This window comes from Leclercia sp. UBA2479 (genome assembly GCF_002341985.1).
Classification (GTDB): domain Bacteria; phylum Pseudomonadota; class Gammaproteobacteria; order Enterobacterales; family Enterobacteriaceae; genus Enterobacter; species Enterobacter pneumoniae.
Map to the genome: position 1 here is coordinate 20,039 of NZ_DDPB01000001.1, position 18,903 is coordinate 38,941.

16 protein-coding genes are annotated in these 18,903 nt (G+C 55.1%); 8 read left to right on the top strand and 8 right to left on the bottom strand.

What is annotated here, in order from left to right:
- Positions 1-27 precede the first annotated feature (27 nt).
- The gene (locus B3B59_RS00120) at positions 28-1,308 is read left to right on the top strand and encodes an MFS transporter (protein WP_286807845.1); all 1,281 of its coding nucleotides are present in this window, start codon (positions 28-30) and stop codon (positions 1,306-1,308) included.
- A 25-nt stretch (positions 1,309-1,333) separates the two neighbouring features.
- A complete protein-coding gene (gene ghrB, locus B3B59_RS00125; protein WP_286807846.1) occupies positions 1,334-2,308 on the top strand; it encodes a glyoxylate/hydroxypyruvate reductase GhrB in 975 nt (324 codons plus the stop codon).
- A 58-nt stretch (positions 2,309-2,366) separates the two neighbouring features.
- On the opposite strand, the gene cspE is transcribed toward ghrB, so the two are convergent.
- Together cspE and B3B59_RS00135 are read right to left on the bottom strand one after the other, a co-directional pair.
- Positions 2,367-2,579, bottom strand: coding sequence for a transcription antiterminator/RNA stability regulator CspE (gene cspE / locus B3B59_RS00130; protein ID WP_032615822.1), 213 nt, complete (start codon positions 2,577-2,579; stop codon positions 2,367-2,369).
- Between the two features lie 244 nt (positions 2,580-2,823).
- Positions 2,824-3,534: a DUF3053 domain-containing protein gene (locus B3B59_RS00135; protein WP_040077902.1), complete on the bottom strand. Its 711-nt coding sequence runs from the start codon at positions 3,532-3,534 to the stop codon at positions 2,824-2,826.
- 330 nt (positions 3,535-3,864) lie between these two features.
- Here B3B59_RS00135 and B3B59_RS00140 point away from each other — a divergent pair, with 330 nt between their 5' ends.
- Complete coding sequence (locus tag B3B59_RS00140; protein WP_046886264.1) at positions 3,865-4,155, top strand: HTH-type transcriptional regulator; 291 nt, start codon at positions 3,865-3,867, stop codon at positions 4,153-4,155.
- Between the two features lie 37 nt (positions 4,156-4,192).
- On the opposite strand, the gene B3B59_RS00145 is transcribed toward B3B59_RS00140, so the two are convergent.
- The 4 genes from B3B59_RS00145 to B3B59_RS00160 all read right to left on the bottom strand — a co-directional run bounded on the left by B3B59_RS00145 (position 4,193) and on the right by B3B59_RS00160 (position 9,483).
- Positions 4,193-5,812 carry an ABC-F family ATP-binding cassette domain-containing protein gene (locus tag B3B59_RS00145; protein WP_286807848.1) on the bottom strand — a complete coding sequence of 540 codons (1,620 nt, stop codon included), beginning with the start codon at positions 5,810-5,812 and terminating at the stop codon, positions 4,193-4,195.
- Positions 5,813-6,033: 221 nt separating this feature from the next.
- A complete protein-coding gene (gene glyS, locus B3B59_RS00150; RefSeq protein ID WP_207292763.1) occupies positions 6,034-8,106 on the bottom strand; it encodes a glycine--tRNA ligase subunit beta in 2,073 nt (690 codons plus the stop codon).
- A 9-nt stretch (positions 8,107-8,115) separates the two neighbouring features.
- On the bottom strand, positions 8,116-9,027 hold the full coding sequence (gene glyQ, locus B3B59_RS00155; protein WP_003860141.1) for a glycine--tRNA ligase subunit alpha: 912 nt from the start codon (positions 9,025-9,027) through the stop codon (positions 8,116-8,118).
- 159 nt (positions 9,028-9,186) lie between these two features.
- On the bottom strand, positions 9,187-9,483 hold the full coding sequence (locus B3B59_RS00160) for a YsaB family lipoprotein (protein ID WP_412098751.1): 297 nt from the start codon (positions 9,481-9,483) through the stop codon (positions 9,187-9,189).
- A gap of 190 nt (positions 9,484-9,673) precedes the next feature.
- On the opposite strand from B3B59_RS00160, the gene B3B59_RS00165 reads away from it, so the two are divergent.
- A complete protein-coding gene (locus B3B59_RS00165) occupies positions 9,674-10,669 on the top strand; it encodes an acyltransferase (RefSeq protein WP_212478145.1) in 996 nt (331 codons plus the stop codon).
- 31 nt (positions 10,670-10,700) lie between these two features.
- On the opposite strand, the gene xylB is transcribed toward B3B59_RS00165, so the two are convergent.
- Together xylB and xylA are read right to left on the bottom strand one after the other, a co-directional pair.
- Positions 10,701-12,155: a xylulokinase gene (gene xylB / locus B3B59_RS00170; protein ID WP_233803631.1), complete on the bottom strand. Its 1,455-nt coding sequence runs from the start codon at positions 12,153-12,155 to the stop codon at positions 10,701-10,703.
- A gap of 62 nt (positions 12,156-12,217) precedes the next feature.
- Positions 12,218-13,540, bottom strand: coding sequence for a xylose isomerase (gene xylA, locus B3B59_RS00175; protein WP_286807849.1), 1,323 nt, complete (start codon positions 13,538-13,540; stop codon positions 12,218-12,220).
- 371 nt (positions 13,541-13,911) lie between these two features.
- Here xylA and xylF point away from each other — a divergent pair, with 371 nt between their 5' ends.
- From xylF to xylR, 4 genes are read left to right on the top strand one after another with little or no spacing between them, the layout of a single operon-like run.
- Positions 13,912-14,904 carry a D-xylose ABC transporter substrate-binding protein gene (xylF, locus tag B3B59_RS00180; protein WP_040077894.1) on the top strand — a complete coding sequence of 331 codons (993 nt, stop codon included), beginning with the start codon at positions 13,912-13,914 and terminating at the stop codon, positions 14,902-14,904.
- Between the two features lie 58 nt (positions 14,905-14,962).
- The gene (locus B3B59_RS00185; RefSeq protein WP_286807850.1) at positions 14,963-16,504 is read left to right on the top strand and encodes a xylose ABC transporter ATP-binding protein; all 1,542 of its coding nucleotides are present in this window, start codon (positions 14,963-14,965) and stop codon (positions 16,502-16,504) included.
- On the top strand, positions 16,482-17,663 hold the full coding sequence (gene xylH, locus B3B59_RS00190; protein ID WP_040077891.1) for a xylose ABC transporter permease XylH: 1,182 nt from the start codon (positions 16,482-16,484) through the stop codon (positions 17,661-17,663). Before B3B59_RS00185 ends, xylH begins: the two co-directional genes overlap by 23 nt.
- Before the next feature lie 43 nt (positions 17,664-17,706).
- Positions 17,707-18,885, top strand: coding sequence for a D-xylose utilization transcriptional activator XylR (xylR, locus tag B3B59_RS00195; protein ID WP_040077890.1), 1,179 nt, complete (start codon positions 17,707-17,709; stop codon positions 18,883-18,885).
- Positions 18,886-18,903 lie beyond the last annotated feature (18 nt).

Genomic DNA, 18,903 nt, shown 5'->3' on the forward strand with positions numbered 1-18,903 from the left:
CATTACCTCAACCACAGAGGCAAGCCTATGAACAGCTCGACGAATGCAATAAAACGCTGGTGGTACATCATGCCGATCGTGTTTATCACGTACAGCCTGGCGTATCTTGACCGCGCAAACTTCAGTTTCGCATCAGCCGCGGGGATCACCGAAGATTTGGGGATCACTAAAGGCATCTCTTCCCTGCTGGGTGCCCTGTTCTTCCTGGGCTACTTCTTCTTCCAGATCCCGGGCGCCATCTATGCGGAACGTCGCAGCGTGCGCAAACTGATTTTCATCTGCCTGATTTTGTGGGGTGGTTGTGCCTCCCTTACCGGGGTCGTTAACAATATACCGGCGCTGGCGGCGATTCGCTTTATCCTTGGCGTAGTGGAGGCGGCGGTCATGCCCGCGATGCTTATCTACATCAGCAACTGGTTTACAAAATCCGAGCGGTCACGGGCCAATACCTTCCTGATCCTCGGTAACCCGGTAACGGTACTGTGGATGTCGGTGGTCTCAGGCTATCTCATTCAGTCTTTCGGCTGGCGCGAAATGTTTATCATCGAGGGGATCCCGGCGGTGATTTGGGCCTTCTGCTGGTGGGTGCTGGTAAAAGACAAACCCTCTCAGGTGAACTGGCTCTCTGAAGATGAAAAATCGGCTCTACAGGCACAGCTGGATAAAGAGCAGCAGGGGCTGAAAGCGGTGCGAAACTACGGCGAAGCTTTCCGCTCACGCAACGTTATCCTGCTCTGCATGCAGTACTTCGCCTGGAGTATCGGGGTGTATGGCTTTGTGCTGTGGCTGCCATCGATTATTCGTAGCGGCGGTGAAAACCTCGGCATGGTCGAAGTGGGCTGGCTCTCTTCTGTTCCTTACCTGGCCGCCACCATTGCGATGATCATCGCCTCCTGGGCATCGGACAAACTGCAGAACCGTAAACTCTTCGTCTGGCCGCTGTTGCTGATTGCTGCCTGTGCCTTTATCGGCTCCTGGGCGGTAGGTGCCAACCACTTCTGGGCCTCTTATACCCTGCTGGTGATCGCCGGTGCGGCAATGTATGCCCCTTACGGCCCGTTCTTTGCCATCATCCCGGAAATGCTGCCGCGTAATGTGGCAGGCGGCGCAATGGCCTTAATCAACAGTATGGGCGCGCTGGGCTCGTTCTTCGGCTCCTGGTTTGTGGGCTATCTCAACGGCGCCACCGGCAGTCCATCCGCCTCGTACATATTTATGGGGGTGGCACTTTTCGTGTCGGTGTGGCTTACTCTGATTGTTAAGCCTGCTAATAATCAGCAGTTACCTGCCGGCGCACGCCACGCCTGAACCCTTAACATCAACGGAGATTAGCATGAAGCCGTCCGTCATTTTGTATAAAGCACTGCCTGAAGATCTGCAAAAACGCCTTGAATCACACTTCACCGTGACCCAGGTAAAAGACCTCAGCCCGGATACCGTGGCGCAGCACGCCGATGCCTTTAGCCGTGCCGTCGGTCTGCTGGGTTCAAGCGAAAAAGTAGATGCTGCGTTGCTGGAAAAAATGCCGGCGCTGCGTGCCACCTCAACCATCTCCGTTGGCTATGACAACTTCGACGTGGATGCCCTGAATGCCCGCCATGTCTTTCTGATGCACACGCCTCATGCTCTGACCGAGACCGTGGCCGACACGCTGATGGCGCTGGTACTGAGCAGCGCTCGCCGCGTGGTGGAGGTGGCTGAACGGGTTAAAGCGGGTGAATGGACCAAAAGCATCGGACCAGACTGGTTTGGCGTGGACGTTCACGGCAAAACATTGGGTATTGTTGGCATGGGTCGTATTGGCCTGGCGCTGGCGCAGCGCGCGCACTTCGGCTTTAACATGCCGATTCTTTATAACGCCCGGCGCCACCACAGCGAGGCTGAAGAGCGTTTCAATGCACGCTACTGCGAGCTGGATACCCTGCTTCAGGAAGCCGATTACGTCTGTCTGATCCTGCCGCTGACGGATGAGACCTATCATCTGATAGGTAAGGACGCGTTCGCGAAGATGAAGCCGTCGGCTATCTTTATCAATGCGGGTCGCGGTCCGGTCGTGGATGAAAAAGCGTTGATTGAAGCGCTGCAAAACGGGAAGATTCACGCCGCAGGTCTGGATGTGTTTGAGCAGGAGCCGCTGCCCGTTGATTCACCGCTGCTCCAACTTCCGAACGTGGTTGCGCTGCCGCATATTGGTTCTGCCACGCACGAAACTCGCTACAACATGGCGGCGACGGCGGTGGATAACCTTATCAATGCCCTTGAGGGTAAGGTCGAGAAAAACTGCGTGAACCCGCAGATAAAAGGCTAGAAACGAAAAAACCCGCCAGAAGGCGGGTTTTTGAATTCATGTGCTGCTGAGTTGAAGCTTACAGGCTTACAACGTTACCAGCTGCTGGGCCTTTAGCGCCGCTTTCGATGGTGAAGGACACTTTCTGACCTTCGTCCAGAGATTTGTAGCCATCGTTCTGGATAGCAGAGAAGTGTACGAACACGTCTTTAGAGCCATCGTCAGGAGTGATGAAGCCGAAACCTTTATCAGCGTTGAACCATTTTACCAGACCAGTCATTTTACCAGACATAGAAATTACCTTATTAAAAATTTGTTGTGCCTTCCGGCGCGATGGTTGCGTTACAGATTTTTAAGCGATGAAGGAAGGGTCACTACGAAGGGTATCTATGGATAACTCATCTGGACTGCTTAACTAAACTGCTTTAGGTCTGTGTAACAAACCGACGGGGATAGTTATACCGATGTGGTAGATGAATGACAAGCTTTATTTTAGCTACAGACAAAAAACCCCGCTTCTGGCGGGGTTTTTTATTTTATTCGGTGGCAGCAACTGCCGAACTCCACGCCTGGCTAAATGCCTGGTGCTGAGACGCCAGCGGTCCGATCAAGGTATTGTACTGACTGGCCTGCTGGGAGGTCGGGAACTGAATACCGCCCGAGACGAAGCTTACCTGCGTGCCCTGCTGAGTAATAAAGTCACCCACCTGCACCAGCTGCTGAGTAAAGATCTGCGCTGCCGGAATGAGGGGCTGCATAGCCTGGGCAGGTTCGGTCACCACTTTCGCAAAGGCCTTGTCGAACACCGGTTTTAAATCGTCGGCCTGCTTCAGGGCTGAATGGGCGCTATCGGCCTGCATTTTGGCATTTTGCAGCTGCTGGCTCAGTACCCCAAGCGCACCATTTGACTGGCTTAGCGGTTCGCGCTGGGTCATATAATCCTGCGGCGCACGAATGGCGTTTACGCTGTCGACCACTGGACGCAAGCCGGAATCCATCGCCTGATTAACCTGCTGTGAATAAGCATACAGAATGGCGTAATCGGAGACGAAAGGACCAAACTGTTTTTTCTGATCCGCAGTCAGCGTAGGCAGACGCTCACCACTGCGCATCACGGTATTTTGCAGAAAATCGATAAACGCTTTACGCTGATCGCCTTCTTTATCGAAACACCCACTCAGGCCAACTACAATCAGTAACGCCGCAATCGGCGCAAACCAGCGAGAGCAGGACTTTCCTGTCGCCATTTTTAATACTCCTTTCACCCAAAAAACGCACACCAGCACACGCGTGCCCGACGCCCACAAGAATAGTCCAGCTGAAGCCGGCAAGATACTCTTTTCATATAAAACGGCTTGTGCGAATAAAATTCTTACGATTTACAAAATTCGACATTGTCAAACCGACTATCGAAAAATCAGATCATTAGCATGCAAATCTATCTCTGGATCATCCAAACCAAACGTATGGCCTGCAATTAATCACGCACGTGACGATCTGTTGTCTGTTTTACCGACTATTCTTAATTTGCTCTTTGATGTTCTTGATCCCGTTGTGCGATTTAAGAGGAGTTCTCAATGGAATTAAAAGATCCGACGTTTGAGTTGCTGAGCAGTCTTGAACAAATTGTTTTTAAGGATGTACCGCAGACGGTTACCCTGACGCAGAAGTCTAATCCCTTTACTGAATTCGAGCGTTTACGTAAAGGAACAGGCCTCAAGTTAGATGATTTCGCCAGAGCAATGGGTGTTAGCGTGGCTATGGTGCAGGAGTGGGAGTCGAAAAGAGAAAAACCCACCCCAAGCGAGCTGAAGCTAATGAGCCTGATTCAGGCAAGCCCTGCCCTCAGCAAGCAGACAGTGAAGTAAATGAGTTTAACCCCCGCCTAAGCGGGGGTTTGTGATCTTAGCGCGCACGACAGTACCACCCCTCCTCGCGCCACAGCAGTTCATGGGTCAACGCCAGGTTCTCCAGAAACGCGTTATCATGCGAAACCACTATCACCGCCCCCGGAAAATCAGCCAGCGCCGCTTCAATTGCCTGTACGGATGCCAGATCGAGATGGTTGGTCGGTTCATCCAGCAGCAGCAGTTGGGCCGTCTCCTCTCGCCACAGCACACAGGCCAGTGCCGCTTTTAACCGCTCACCGCCGCTCAGCTCAGCCAACGGCAGCGTGACGCTCTCTGCTCCCAGCTGCAGTTGCGCCAGCCGACTTCGTAGTACCCCCTCTTCCAGCGGCGTATTGTGCAGATTGAGATGGGTCATGACCGATTGCGACAAATCCAGCCGGGAAAGGTTTTGATCAAGATAAGCCGTTTTGACCGATACACGGCATGTACCCGTTACTGGCGGACACTCCCCGAGAATCACTTTCAGCAGGGTCGATTTCCCACAGCCGTTTGGCCCGCGTATCGCCACGCGCATTGGCCCCTCCAGGCGCCAGTTGAGCGGCGGCAAGGCGAGATAAGGCAGGACAAGCTCTTCCAGAACCACGACCTGTTTTCCCTGCGCAATCTGGCTGCCGGGCAGGGTAAACATCACCGGGCTATCCTCCTCAACCCGCTTGCGCGCCTCGCTGACGGCGGTATTCAGGGTGATATTTTGCTCGTTATGTTGCCTGCGCCACGAACCGGGCCGCTCCTTCGCCGCCGCTTTGTATTTGACGCGTTCAAAGGAGGCAATATTGAGATTATCGACCGTACGCAGGGTTTTCGCCGATCGCCGCAGACTGTCGTCATGCTCTTTATGCATTCGCGCGCGCTCGCGTTTGCGCTCCGTCGCCGCATGCTCCAGCGCCGAGCGGGCGGCTTGCTGTTCGGCATTGCGCTGGCGTTGATAATCGGCATAGTTCCCGCCGTAACTCCGCAGGCCCGCTGGGCCCAACTCCAGAATACGGGGCACCTGTGACAGCAGTTCACGATCGTGGGTCGCCACCAGCGCACGGCCTTTTCTTTGGGCCAGCGCCGCATAAAACCATGCCCGACCTTGCTGATCGAGGTGATTGGTGGGTTCGTCCAGCAGTAAGTAGTCCGCATTAGCGGTAAACGCCCCGCACAATAGCGCGCGCACACGTTCGCCGCCGCTTAACTCTGCAGCGTAGCGATCGGGGTCAAAGGCAGGAAGGCGGGCCTCGATAAACGCCTCAGTCAGGCGCTCGTGGAGATCCCAGCACCCGTCGAGCAGCTCCAGATCCTCGGGCTGATAATCTCCCCTGTCGATCCGTTTACGGGCGGCAAAAATAGCCTCATAACCCAGCAGTCCGGCCAGCGTGGTGGTTGGAGAGATGTCGTGCTGCTGTGCCACATACAGGCAGCTGCCCGATCGTTCCAGATGACCACTGGCCGGTTTTTCGAGCCCGGCCAGCAGACGAAGCAGACGCGTTTTGCCGCTGCCGTTACGGCCAACCAGCGCGCAGAGGGCGTTATCCAGTGACAGCGTAAGCGGACCGAAAAGCGTTTCGCCTGTGGGAAACTGACAGGTGACCTGATGCAATATAAAAGAGGGGGATTGCGCAAAATGAGCCATAAGCACTCCTGAATGAAATCGGTTATCCCCTGCTGACGCGGTTGCGTGCGGCAAGGATCGAGGTTCATTAGGCGTGGTTGTTCATTTTGGGGGAGCGCTCCTGAGGGAAATTTAACGGGTGTCAGGATAACGCGTGTGCACCGCCGGAGGCAAGGTTATTTTTTCACCACCCTGTAGCGATAAAAAAACCCGCCAACAGGCGGGTTTTTATCACATCCATATTACTGCTGCAGGAGCGAAATATCCGCTACGCGCAGGAACAATTCGCGCAGTTTTTCCAGCATAGAGAGGCGGTTAATACGCAGATCGTTATCTTCTACGTTCACCATCACTTTCTCAAAGAAGGCATCGATAACGTCACGCAGCTCTGCCAGCTCCACCAGCGCTTCCTGGTAACGACCTTCAGCGAAGACCGGTTCCAGTTTGTCTCGCAGCACCACAACCTGCATCGCCAGAGCGATCTCTTCCGGCTCTTTCAGGGTCGCAGCGTTTACGCGTTCGTTAAGCTTATCTGTAGACTTCGCCAGAATGTTGGAAACACGCTTGTTCGCTGCTGCCAGAGAGGCCGCAGCGTCCAGGGTACGGAAGTGGGAAACCGCCTTCATACGCGCATCGAAATCGGCCGGACGGGTCGGACGACGCGCCAGCACCGCCTGAATGGTGTCAACGGTATAGCCTTCATCCTGATACCAGGCACGGAAACGGCCGAGCATAAAGTCGATAACATCATCCACGACTTTCGCGTTGGTCAGCTTGTCGCCGTACAGGCGCACCGCTTCTTCGGTCAGAGTCTGCAGATCCAGGTTGAGGTTCTTCTCAACGATGATACGGAGCACGCCGAGCGCGGCACGACGCAGTGCAAACGGGTCTTTGTCGCCTTTAGGATGCTGACCGATACCGAAGATACCCGCCAGGGTGTCCATCTTATCGGCGATCGCCACGGCACAGGCTACCGGGTTGGACGGCAGATCGTCACCCGCAAAGCGCGGCTGATACTGCTCGTTCAGGGCTACGGCCACATCTTCTGCTTCACCGTCATGGCGCGCATAGTGCATGCCCATCACGCCCTGAGTGTCGGTGAATTCGAAGACCATGTTGGTCATCAGGTCGCACTTGGACAGCAGGCCCGCACGGGTGGCGTGGTTGACGTCCGCACCGATTTCACGGGCGATCCAGCCGGAGAGCTCCGCAATACGGTCGGTCTTGTCGCGCAGCGTACCCAGCTGTTGCTGGAACAGCACGGTTTGCAGGCGAGGCAAGTGATCTTCCAGACGTTTTTTACGGTCACTATTAAAGAAGAACTCGGCATCCGCCAGACGTGGGCGCACGACCTTCTCGTTACCGGAGATAATCTGGATCGGATCTTTGGATTCGATGTTCGCCACAAAGATAAAGTTCGGCAGCAGTTTGCCGTCGTTGGCGTAAACCGGGAAGTACTTCTGGTCACCCTTCATGGTGTGAACCAGCGCTTCTGCCGGAACGGCCAGGAATTTCTCTTCGAACTTCGCGGTCAGCACAACCGGCCATTCCACCAGAGAGGTCACCTCTTCCAGCAGGCTGTCGCTCAGGTCAGCGTTTCCGCCAATCTGGCGTGCCGCTTCTTCGGCGTCCGCTTTGATTTTAGCTTTACGCTGTTCGTAGTCGGCAATGACCTTACCGCGCTCCAGCAGGATCTGTGGATACTGGTCTGCGTTATCGATGGTGAATTCCGGCTCGCCCATAAAGCGGTGGCCGCGGATCACGCGATCGGACGCCACGCCCAGAATGGTCGCAGGAATGACGGTATCGCCGAGCAGCAGGGTCACGGTATGAACAGGACGCACGAAGTGCACGTCAGACGCGCCCCAGCGCATCAGTTTTGGAATAGGCAGTTTCGCCAGCGACGTGGCGATCATGTTTGGCAGCAGCGCTTCTGCGCTTTCGCCTTTGACATGGGCGCGATAGAGCAGCCACTCGCCTTTGTCAGTGGTCAGACGCTCAGCCTGGTCCACGGTGATCCCGCAGCCGCGCGCCCAGCCTTCAGCCGCTTTGCTCGGCTTGCCTTCAGCATCGAATGCCTGTGCAATGGCCGGGCCACGTTTTTCCACTTCACGATCCGGCTGTGACGCCGCCAGGCTGGCCACTTTCAGCGCCAGACGACGCGGTGCAGCAAACCACTCAATTTTACCGTGCGCCAGGCCGGCGTTATCCAGCTCGGCAGTCACGTTCGCAGCAAAAGATTCAGCCAGGCTGCGCAGGGCTTTTGGTGGCAGCTCTTCGGTGCCGATTTCCACCAGGAAAGTTTTCTCAGACATGGCCGCCTCTTATTTGTTTCGGTTGCACATCGGGAAGCCAAGGGCTTCACGTGACGCATAGTAAGCTTCTGCAACGGCTTTGGTCAGGGTGCGAATACGCAGGATATAACGCTGACGTTCAGTCACGGAGATAGCTTTGCGGGCGTCCAGCAGGTTGAAGCTGTGGGCGGCCTTCAGAATACGCTCGTAGGCTGGCAGCGGCAGCGGAGTCTCCAGCGCCAGCAGTTGCTGCGCTTCTTTCTCATACTGCTCGAAACAGGTGAACAGGAAGTCCACGTCCGCATATTCGAAGTTATAAGTGGATTGTTCCACTTCGTTCTGATGGAACACGTCGCCGTAGGTGGTTTTACCCAGCGGGCCGTCGCTCCAGACCAGGTCGTAAACGCTGTCTACGCCCTGAATATACATCGCCAGACGTTCCAGACCGTAGGTGATCTCACCGGTGATCGGTTTACATTCCAGACCACCCACCTGCTGGAAGTAAGTGAACTGCGTCACTTCCATGCCGTTCAGCCACACTTCCCAGCCCAGACCCCAGGCGCCCAGCGTTGGGTTTTCCCAGTTATCTTCCACGAAACGAATATCGTGAATGGTTGGATCCATACCCAGCTCTTTCAGCGACCCGAGGTACAGCTCCTGGATGTTGTCCGGAGAAGGTTTGATGACGACCTGGAACTGATAGTAGTGCTGTAAGCGGTTCGGGTTTTCACCGTAACGACCATCGGTCGGACGACGGGATGGCTGCACATAGGCGGTGGCCATTGGCTCTGGCCCCAGTGCGCGCAGGCTGGTCATTGGGTGTGAGGTGCCGGCGCCAACTTCCATGTCCAAAGGTTGAACAATGGTGCAGCCCTGGCGAGCCCAGTAATCCTGTAACGTCAGGATCAGGCCCTGGAAGGTCTTGGTATCAAACTTTTGCATAGTATTTCGTGCTGGATACGTGTGGTTTTAAATGGAAGGGATCAGTATACCCGTCGGCTGGAAGATATACAGTACGAAACGGGGGTGTTTAAGGAAAATTGGGAAATAAGCGGGCTAGCCCGCGGCAGAAAGCGGCCTGGCAGGCTGTTTGCAGCGGGATTAACGCATAGAAAGATGTAAAAACTGCCCTTCTGCATCAAAAGAACAGACAAAGTTCTCATTGCGGGATGTCAGGCCGCGCATCTCATAACTGCCCTGGAACTGTTCAAACCCAGTCACGTCGATAGTCTGCGTACCGGTATTGTAACGGTGAGCTGCTTCGCCACGGCATAACGCCTCCATATCCAGCGACCGCGTTGGGCTTACCTTAATGTTCTGTGCGGTTTGCGGCGGTGGCGCATCTGACGAGCTACACCCCGCCAACAGCGCGGGTAACAGCAGTAACATTGCTCGCATCATCATATTTATTATCGCCCTTAGCGGTGGCGGTTATTTTTACACTCTACGCTTTATAGAATAAGGTGACCTATTCTGCGAATCAGGCCACGCCTGGGCAAGACGGACCGGCCTAAACTCAGATTTATCCAGTGAGCGGCTGGTGATAATCAAGAGTCATACCCTTTTTAATGAGGAAACCGAGGGAAGGATGCAGGAAAAAATTAGCTGGATTGATAATCTGCGAGGGATCGCCTGTTTAATGGTAGTGATGATCCATACTACCACCTGGTATATTACCAACGCCCACAGTGTCAGCCTGGTTAACTGGGATATTGCCAATATTTTGAACTCTGCGTCGCGCGTCAGCGTGCCGCTTTTTTTTATGATTTCCGGTTTTCTCTTTTTTGGTGAGCGTAGTGCCCGCCCAAGACACTTTTTACGCATCGGGCTCTGCCTGCTGTTTTATAGCCTGGTGGCTTTCCTCTACATCACACTGTTCACTTCAATTAACAGCGAACTTTCGCTGACAAACCTGCTGCAGAAGCCGGTTTTCTATCACTTGTGGTTCTTCTTCGCGATTATCGTTATCTACCTGATGTCACCGCTCATCCAGGTCAAGAACGTCAGCGGGAGGATGCTACTGGCGCTGATGGTGGTAGTCGGCGTGGTGGCGAACCCGAATACGGTATCGCAAAAGATCGGCGGTTTTGAATGGCTGCCCATTAATCTCTATATCAATGGCGATACTTTTTACTACGTGCTGTACGGTATGCTCGGCCGCGCGCTGGGCATGATGGATACGCGCAAACCCTGGCTGACCGGCTTATCTACCGCCCTGTTCCTGGCGGCGGTGCTGGTTATCTCACGGGGTACAATGCACGAATTGCAATGGCGCGGAGCCTTTGCGGACACCTGGTATCTCTACTGTGGCCCTGCGGTCTTTATCTGTGCGGTGTCGCTTCTGATCATTGCCAAAAACACCATGAACAGCCGGCCCTTGCCGATACTGGGGCTGATCTCCCGCCACTCGCTGGCGATTTATGGCTTCCATGCGCTGGTGATCCACGCCCTGCGTACGCGCGGCATAGAGCTGAAGAGCTGGCCATTGCTGGATATCGTCTGGATTTTTACCGTCACGGTGGCGGTGAGTCTGTTGCTATCGATGCTGTTGCAACGTATTGATACGCGCCGTTTTGTCAGTTAATCAAGGCCGGGCGTGACGCCCGGCTCTATTTTCAGGACATGAGCGGCTGCAGCTGCTGGTAGATCTTGCGGAACACCTCGCGTCGCTCGGCATAGCGTGCGTGACGCGCGGCCTCAGGCGGGTGCTGCTGCTCCAGCGCCAGCTGTGGCAGCAAACTGGCTAAAGGTGTGTTCGGGTTCACCGCGATTTGCGCCAGCCGCGCCGCCCCCAGTGCCGGGCCGACGTCACCGCCGGTACGATAATCGAGCTGATGCCCGCTGATATCTGCCAGCATCTGCCGCCAGTACGCACTCCGCGCCCCGCCGCCGATAAGCGTAATACTGGTGGGGCGCAGTCCACATTCATGTACCACATCCATGCCATCAGCCAGCGCATACCCCACCCCCTCCAGCACCGCACGCGCCAGCTCGGCAGGGCCATGTTGATGCGTTAAACCGAAAAAGACGCCCTTAGCGTTGGGGTTGTTATGCGGCGTACGCTCACCCGAAAGATAGGGCAGGAACCAGACGGCGTCCGCCTCTTCATTTGCTTGCTGCGCCGCGTCAATGAGCGCTGGCACCGTGCCCAGCCCGGTCAGCTTCGCCGCCCAGTCCAGGCATGAGGCTGCGCTTAACATGACCGACATCAGGTGCCATTTCCCTGGCAGCGCATGACAAAAACTGTGCACAGCGCTCTGCGGATTGCTGCGATAGCCGTCACTAACGGCAAAATAGACCCCGGAGGTCCCCAGTGACAGCATCGCTTGCCCGGCATCGGCCATGCCGACACCAACCGCACCTGCGGCATTATCGCCACCGCCCGCCACCACCGGAACGGCAGGCATATTCCAGTCCTGCGCGACAGAGGGGGTGAGCGCACCGGTGATTTCGCTGCCTTCATAGAGTTTGGGCATCTGCTCACGGGAAAGCTGACAGGCATCCAGCATGGTGTCGCTCCAGTCGCGCTTCGCCACATCGAGCCACAGGGTGCCCGCCGCATCCGACATATCACTGGCAAAATCGCCGGTCATCCGCAGACGCAGATAATCTTTTGGCAAGAGCACTTTTGCGACCCGGGAGAAAATCTCTGGCTCATGGCGCTGCACCCACAATAACTTTGGCGCGGTGAAGCCCGGCATCATCAGGTTGCCCGTGATGTCACGCGAATCAGGTACCCGCGCTTCTAGCATCGCGCACTCTTCACCGCAGCGACCGTCATTCCAGAGAATCGCCGGGCGTAGTACCTGCTGGTTTTTGTCCAGCAGCGTGGCACCGTGCATCTGTCCGGCAATGCCCAGCGCCTTAACTTCATGCAGGCTATGTTGCGCGCCCAGCGCCTTCATGGCGCGATCTGTCGCCAGCCACCACTGTTCAGGATCCTGCTCAGACCACAACGGATGCGGGCGCGAGACATCCAGTTTTTCGGTATGCGCAGCCAGCACCTCTCCCTGGGCGCTAAGCAGGATAGCTTTCACACCCGATGTGCCAAGATCGATCCCGATATACATAGTGGTAGCTCCTTAACAAATGACCCGGCAGCATAGTGCGGCCGGGCATACGGGTTGGGCGATTACTTATCAAACAGATAATGATTGACCAGGTTTTCCAGCAACTCCTGATGGCCACTCTGGTGCTGCGGAGCCAGGTTATGCTGTTCAGCGTACTTCGCCACCTCCGTCAGTGATAACTGACCTTTCAAAATTTGCTGGCCCAGCTCACTGTTCCAGCCGCCGTAACGTTTTGCCACGCGCTTATCCAGCTCGCCGTCCTCAATCATGCGCGCCGCCACTTTCAGGGAAAGCGCCATGGTATCCATCGCCCCAATATGACCATAGAACAGATCATACTTATCGGTGCTTTGACGGCGCACTTTGGCGTCAAAGTTCAGGCCACCGGTGGTGAAGCCACCCGCTTTGATAATCTCGTACATCACCAGCGCGTTCTCTTCCACGCTCACCGGGAACTGGTCGGTATCCCAGCCCAGCTGCGGATCGCCACGGTTGGCATCGACAGAGCCGAAGATACCCAGCGCGATAGCAGAGGCGATTTCGTGGTGGAACGAGTGCCCTGCCAGGGTGGCATGGTTAGCCTCGATATTCACTTTAATCTCTTTTTCCAGGCCGAACTGCTTCAGGAAGCCATATACGGTCGCCACATCGTAGTCATACTGATGCTTGGTCGGCTCCTGCGGTTTCGGTTCAATCAACAGCGTGCCGCGGAAACCAATTTTATGTTTATGGTCGACCACCATCTGCATAAAGCGCCCAATCTGTTCGCGCTCCTGGCGCAGATCGGTGTTCAGCAGCGTTTCATAGCCTTCGCGGCCGCCCCACAGAACGTAGTTTTCGCCGCCCAGTTGATGCGTGGCATTCATGGCCGTCACCACCTGAGTCGCGGCCCAGCTGAACACTTCCGGATCCGGGTTGGTGGCCGCACCCGCACCGTAACGCGGATGCGTGAAGCAGTTAGCGGTACCCCACAGCAGTTTGACGCCGCTTTGTTGCTGTTTCTCAGCCAGCACATCAACCATCTGGGCGAAGTTATTCAGATACTCTTTCAGCGACGCGCCTTCAGGCGAGACATCCACATCGTGAAAACAGTAATAAGGCACGTTCAGTTTATGGAAGAATTCAAATGCGACGTCAGCTTTACGTTTTGCCAGCTCCAGCGCCTCACCAGGCTGCTGCCACGGGCGGTCAAACGCGCCTACACCAAACATATCGGCGCCATTCCAGCAGAACGTGTGCCAGTAACAGGCGGCGAAACGCAGGTGCTCTTCCATGCGCTTACCTAGCACCAGCTCATCCGGATTGTAGTGACGAAATGCTAATGGATTAGCGGATTTTGGCCCTTCGTAACGAACGCGTTCGAGTTGGTCGAAATAAGCTTGCATATTGAGCTCCATAATCAGGGATACGGCGAAAAAGTGATTCTGGAGTAATAGTGAATAGACATTCCCGCTTGCTCAATTACGTTATTTCACACTGCTATTGAGAGAATGCGCAAACGTGCGCTGGCTCGCAAAATTAATCTGCAGACAAGCTAATTTTTCGGCATTAATTCCAGATCGATGTGTAATTAATGGCTTACGTTTTTTAAAATCCGATCGCGGTCATAAATTCGAAAATAAACCAAATATCATAACGAGAAGATAAAAATCTGTAATTGCCAGCCTGCCTTTCCCCGTTAAGAATTTGTTGCGTCTCCTGCAGTGAAGGTTTCTTTTATCTCAGCATCACCACCCTACAAAAAGGCTATAAAATTATGAAGATAAAGAATCTATGCCTCACCCTATGCGCCTCTCTCGTTTTGGCGAGCGCGGCGGGTCATGCGAAAGAAGTCAAAATCGGAATGGCGATTGACGATCTCCGTCTGGAGCGCTGGCAAAAAGATCGCGACATTTTTGTGAATAAAGCAGAAGCATTAGGCGCCAAAGTGTTTGTTCAGTCTGCCAATGGCAATGAAGAGACCCAGATGTCGCAAATTGAAAATATGATTAACCGCGGCGTCGACGTATTAGTCATTATTCCTTACAACGGTCAGGTATTAAGTAACGTCATCAAAGAAGCAAAACAAGAAGGTATTAAAGTCCTGGCTTATGACCGGATGATTAATAACGCCGATATCGATTATTATATTTCTTTTGATAATGAGAAAGTGGGTGAACTGCAGGCGCAAAGCCTGGTGGCCAAGGTGCCTGAGGGCAATTACTTCCTGATGGGCGGCTCGCCGGTAGATAACAACGCCAAACTGTTCCGCCAGGGACAGATGAAAGTGCTGAAACCTTATATCGACGGCGGCAAGATTAAAGTGGTTGGCGATCAGTGGGCCGATGGCTGGTTACCCGAAAACGCACTGAAAATTATGGAAAACGCGTTAACGGCAAATAACAACCATATTGATGCCGTTGTCGCCTCCAACGATGCCACCGCCGGCGGTGCCATCCAGGCGCTGAGCGCCCAGGGGCTGGCAGGTAAAGTCGCCATCTCCGGCCAGGATGCCGACCTCGCTGGGGTTAAACGCATTGTTGCCGGCACGCAGACCATGACGGTCTATAAACCCATCACCGAGCTGGCAACCACCGCAGCAGAAATTGCCGTTGAGCTGGGCAACGGGCAGCAGCCTAAAGCGGATGCGTCGTTGAATAATGGCCTGAAAGATGTCCCTGCCCGCCTGCTGACCCCAATCGAAGTCAATAAAGAGAACATTGACGCCACGGTCATCAAAGACGGCTTCCATAAAAAGAGCGAACTCTAATCCAGTATGGCCCCCACCTCCGGGGGCCTGATCTCTCCTCAGGGCATGCGGGGCAGTTATGTCTTATCTACTGGAAATGAAAGGTATCACCAAAGCGTTTGGCGTCGTGAAAGCGGTCGATAACGTTAGTCTGCGCTTAAATGCCGGGGAAATTGTCTCGTTATGCGGTGAAAATGGCTCCGGCAAGTCCACGCTCATGAAGGTGCTGTGCGGCATTTATCCCCACGGCAGCTATGACGGCGAAATCGTCTTCGCGGGCGAGACATTACAGGCCAGCCACATTCGCGATACGGAGCGCAAAGGCATCGCCATCATTCATCAGGAGCTGGCGCTGGTGAAACACCTCACGGTGCTGGAAAACATCTTTCTCGGTGCCGAACTAAGCCGCCACGGCGTACTGGATTACGACACCATGACTTTGCGCTGCGAGAAACTGCTGGCGCAGGTGAGCCTGGCGATCTCGCCCGATACCCGAGTCGGCGACTTAGGGCTGGGGCAACAGCAGCTGGTGGAAATTGCCAAAGCGCTCAATAAACAGGTGCGCTTGTTGATCCTCGACGAACCCACGGCGTCCCTCACCGAACAGGAGACCGCGGTATTGCTGGACATCATTCGTGACCTGCAAAACCACGGGATTGCCTGCATCTATATTTCTCACAAGCTGAACGAAGTGAAAGCCATCTCTGACACCATCTGCGTAATTCGCGATGGGCAGCATATTGGCACCCGTGCCGCAGAGGGGATGAGTGAAGATGACATCATTACCATGATGGTGGGACGTGAGCTGACGGCGCTCTACCCCAACGCACCCCACACCATTGGAGAAGAGGTGCTGCGCGTGGAGCACCTCACCGCGTGGCACCCAGTGAACCGCCACATTAAGCGCGTGAACGATATCTCCTTCTCTTTGCATCGGGGTGAGATCCTCGGTATCGCCGGCCTGGTGGGCGCCGGGCGTACCGAAGCGATGCAGTGCCTGTTTGGCGTCTGGCCCGGTCGCCGCGAAGGGTCCCTCTTTATCGACGGGCAACCGGTTACCATCAACAACTGCCAGCAGGCCATCGCCCAGGGTATCGCCATGGTGCCGGAAGATCGCAAGAAAGATGGCATCGTGCCGGTCATGGCGGTGGGGAAAAATATCACCCTCGCGGCTCTGGATCAGTTCTCCGGAACCCTGAGCAGCCTGGATGACGCTGCCGAGCAGCACTGTATTTTACACTCCCTGCAACGTCTGAAGGTCAAAACCTCATCGCCCGATCTGGCGATTGGTCGCCTGAGCGGCGGTAACCAGCAGAAGGCGATTCTGGCCCGCTGTCTGCTGCTCAATCCACGCATTTTAATTCTCGATGAGCCCACGCGCGGCATCGACATTGGCGCGAAATATGAAATCTACAAATTGATTAACCAGCTAGTGCAGCAGGGCATTGCCGTCATTGTGATCTCCTCAGAACTGCCTGAAGTGCTGGGGCTGAGCGATCGGGTGCTGGTTATGCACGAAGGGAAACTCAAAGCCAACCTGAAAAACCAGAACCTGACGCAGGAGCAGGTAATGGAAGCCGCATTAAGGAGCGAACGTCATGTCGAAAAGCAACCCGTCTGAAGTGAAAGTCGCCGTGCCAACGCCAGGGGCCTTTTCGGGTCTAAAAGCACTGAATTTGCAGGTCTTTGTGATGATCGCCGCGATTGTGGCGATCATGCTGTTCTTCACCTGGATGACGGACGGCTCTTATCTCAGCGCGCGTAATATCTCTAACCTGCTGCGTCAGACCGCCATAACTGGCATCCTGGCGGTGGGCATGGTGTTTGTGATTATCTCTGCGGAGATCGACCTTTCGGTCGGGTCGATGATGGGGCTGCTGGGCGGCGTGGCGGCGATTTTTGATGTCTGGCTGGGCTGGCCGCTGCCGCTGACCGTGGTTGTTACCCTGCTGCTCGGCTTGCTGCTCGGAACCTGGAACGGCTGGTGGGTGGCCTACCGTAAAGTGCCCTCATTCATTGTGACCCTCGCCGGGATGCTGGCCTTCCGCGGCATTCTGATTGGTATTACCAACGGCACCACCGTGTCGCCCACCAGCGCCTCTATGTCGCAGATTGGTCAAAGTTACCTCTCCGATGGTATCGGCTTTACCCTGGGCGCCATTGGCCTGATGGCGTTTGTCGCCTGGCAGTGGCGTGGCAGAATGCGTCGCCAGGCGCTGGGGCTCGCCGCCCCCACCGCGGCACCATTCGTGGGGCGTCAGGCGCTGACGGCGGTGATCGTGCTGGGTGCTATCTGGTTGCTTAACGACTATCGCGGCGTACCGACGCCGGTGCTGTTGCTGGTTTTACTGCTGCTGGCGGGAATGTTCATGGCGACGCGCACCGCATTTGGTCGCCGAATTTATGCCATCGGCGGCAACATTGAAGCCGCTCGTCTTTCCGGCATTAACGTAGAGCGCACTAAGCTCGCCGTCTTTGCTATCAACGGCCTGATGGTGGCGATTGCCGGGCTGATTTTAAGCTCACGTCTGGGAGCCGGTTCACCCTCTGCGGGCAATATCGCCGAGCTGGATGCGATTGCCGCCTGTGTGATTGGTGGAACCAGTCTCGCCGGGGGGATTGGCAGCGTGGCGGGTGCGGTGATGGGGGCATTTATTATGGCGTCTCTGGATAACGGAATGAGTATGATGGACGTGCCGACATTCTGGCAATATATCGTTAAGGGCGCCATTTTGCTGCTGGCGGTATGGATGGATTCAGCCACCAAGCGACGTGCCTGAAGATAAATCGGTCACCTGTCAATGACACTGGGAAAAGCGTGCCATGTTTGAGAAGCGCCACCGCATTACGTTGTTGTTCAATGCCAATAAAGCCTACGACCGCCAGGTGGTAGAGGGCGTTGGTGAATATTTGCAGGCGTCGCAATCGGAGTGGGACATCTTTATCGAAGAGGATTTCCGCACCCGCATCGAAAACATTAAAGACTGGTTGGGTGACGGTGTGATCGCCGACTACGACGATGACGTCATCCAACAACTGCTGAAAGATGTCGACCTACCCATCGTGGGCGTCGGCGGGTCCTATCACGCGCCGGAAAATTATCCCGGCGTGCACTACATCGCGACCGACAACCACGCGCTCGTTGAGAGCGCGTTTCTGCATCTGAAAGAAAAAGGGGTACATCGCTTCGCCTTCTATGGCCTGCCCGCCTCGAGCGGCAAACGCTGGGCTGCCGAGCGGGAGTATGCGTTCTGTCAGCTGGTGGCGAAAGAGAAGTATCGCGGGGTGGTCTATCAGGGGCTGGAAACTGCGCCGGAAAACTGGCAGCACGCGCAGAACCGCCTGGCCGACTGGCTGCAAACCTTGCCGCCACAAACCGGCATCATCGCCGTGACGGATGCCCGCGCACGCCATGTGCTGCAGGTTTGCGAGCATCTGCACATCCCTGTACCAGAAAAACTGTGCGTGATTGGCATCGATAACGAAGAGCTGACCCGCTACCTGTCACGGGTGGCGTTATCGTCAGTGGCGCAGGGAACTCGCCAGATGGGGTATCAGGCCGCCAAGCTGCTGCACCGCCTGCTGGATAATGAACATCTCCCTTTGCAACGCCTGCTGGTGCCGCCGGTACGCGTGGTGGAACGTCGCTCTACCGATTACCGTTCGCTTAACGATCCGGCGGTTATTCAGGCCATGCACTACATCCGCAACCATGCCTGCAAAGGCATAAAGGTGGATCAAGTCCTGGATGCGGTGGGGATTTCCCGCTCAAATCTGGAGAAGCGTTTTAAAGAGGAGGTGGGGGAGACTATCCACGCGGTGATCCACGCCGAGAAACTGGAGAAAGCGCGCAGTCTGTTAATTTCGACCTCACTCTCTATCAACGAAATTTCGCAAATGTGTGGTTATCCGTCGCTGCAGTATTTCTATTCGGTATTTAAAAAAGAGTACGACACCACGCCGAAGGATTATCGCGATCGTCATAGCGAAGTATTAATTTAACGCTGAATGAGCAAAGAA

What these genes read in the sequence shown, in the direction of transcription:
- B3B59_RS00160 (WP_412098751.1), bottom strand. Translation starts at nt 9,483, where the DNA reads ATGCGAGCAATGTTACTGCTGTTACCCGCGCTGTTGGCGGGGTGTAGC.
- xylB (WP_233803631.1), bottom strand. Translation starts at nt 12,155, where the DNA reads ATGTATATCGGGATCGATCTTGGCACATCGGGTGTGAAAGCTATCCTG.
- B3B59_RS00120 (WP_286807845.1), top strand. Translation starts at nt 28, where the DNA reads ATGAACAGCTCGACGAATGCAATAAAACGCTGGTGGTACATCATGCCG.
- glyQ (WP_003860141.1), bottom strand. Translation starts at nt 9,027, where the DNA reads ATGCAAAAGTTTGATACCAAGACCTTCCAGGGCCTGATCCTGACGTTA.
- xylR (WP_040077890.1), top strand. Translation starts at nt 17,707, where the DNA reads ATGTTTGAGAAGCGCCACCGCATTACGTTGTTGTTCAATGCCAATAAA.
- cspE (WP_032615822.1), bottom strand. Translation starts at nt 2,579, where the DNA reads ATGTCTGGTAAAATGACTGGTCTGGTAAAATGGTTCAACGCTGATAAA.
- ghrB (WP_286807846.1), top strand. Translation starts at nt 1,334, where the DNA reads ATGAAGCCGTCCGTCATTTTGTATAAAGCACTGCCTGAAGATCTGCAA.
- xylH (WP_040077891.1), top strand. Translation starts at nt 16,482, where the DNA reads ATGTCGAAAAGCAACCCGTCTGAAGTGAAAGTCGCCGTGCCAACGCCA.
- glyS (WP_207292763.1), bottom strand. Translation starts at nt 8,106, where the DNA reads ATGTCTGAGAAAACTTTCCTGGTGGAAATCGGCACCGAAGAGCTGCCA.
- B3B59_RS00135 (WP_040077902.1), bottom strand. Translation starts at nt 3,534, where the DNA reads ATGGCGACAGGAAAGTCCTGCTCTCGCTGGTTTGCGCCGATTGCGGCG.
- B3B59_RS00185 (WP_286807850.1), top strand. Translation starts at nt 14,963, where the DNA reads ATGTCTTATCTACTGGAAATGAAAGGTATCACCAAAGCGTTTGGCGTC.
- xylA (WP_286807849.1), bottom strand. Translation starts at nt 13,540, where the DNA reads ATGCAAGCTTATTTCGACCAACTCGAACGCGTTCGTTACGAAGGGCCA.
- B3B59_RS00140 (WP_046886264.1), top strand. Translation starts at nt 3,865, where the DNA reads ATGGAATTAAAAGATCCGACGTTTGAGTTGCTGAGCAGTCTTGAACAA.
- xylF (WP_040077894.1), top strand. Translation starts at nt 13,912, where the DNA reads ATGAAGATAAAGAATCTATGCCTCACCCTATGCGCCTCTCTCGTTTTG.
- B3B59_RS00165 (WP_212478145.1), top strand. Translation starts at nt 9,674, where the DNA reads ATGCAGGAAAAAATTAGCTGGATTGATAATCTGCGAGGGATCGCCTGT.
- B3B59_RS00145 (WP_286807848.1), bottom strand. Translation starts at nt 5,812, where the DNA reads ATGGCTCATTTTGCGCAATCCCCCTCTTTTATATTGCATCAGGTCACC.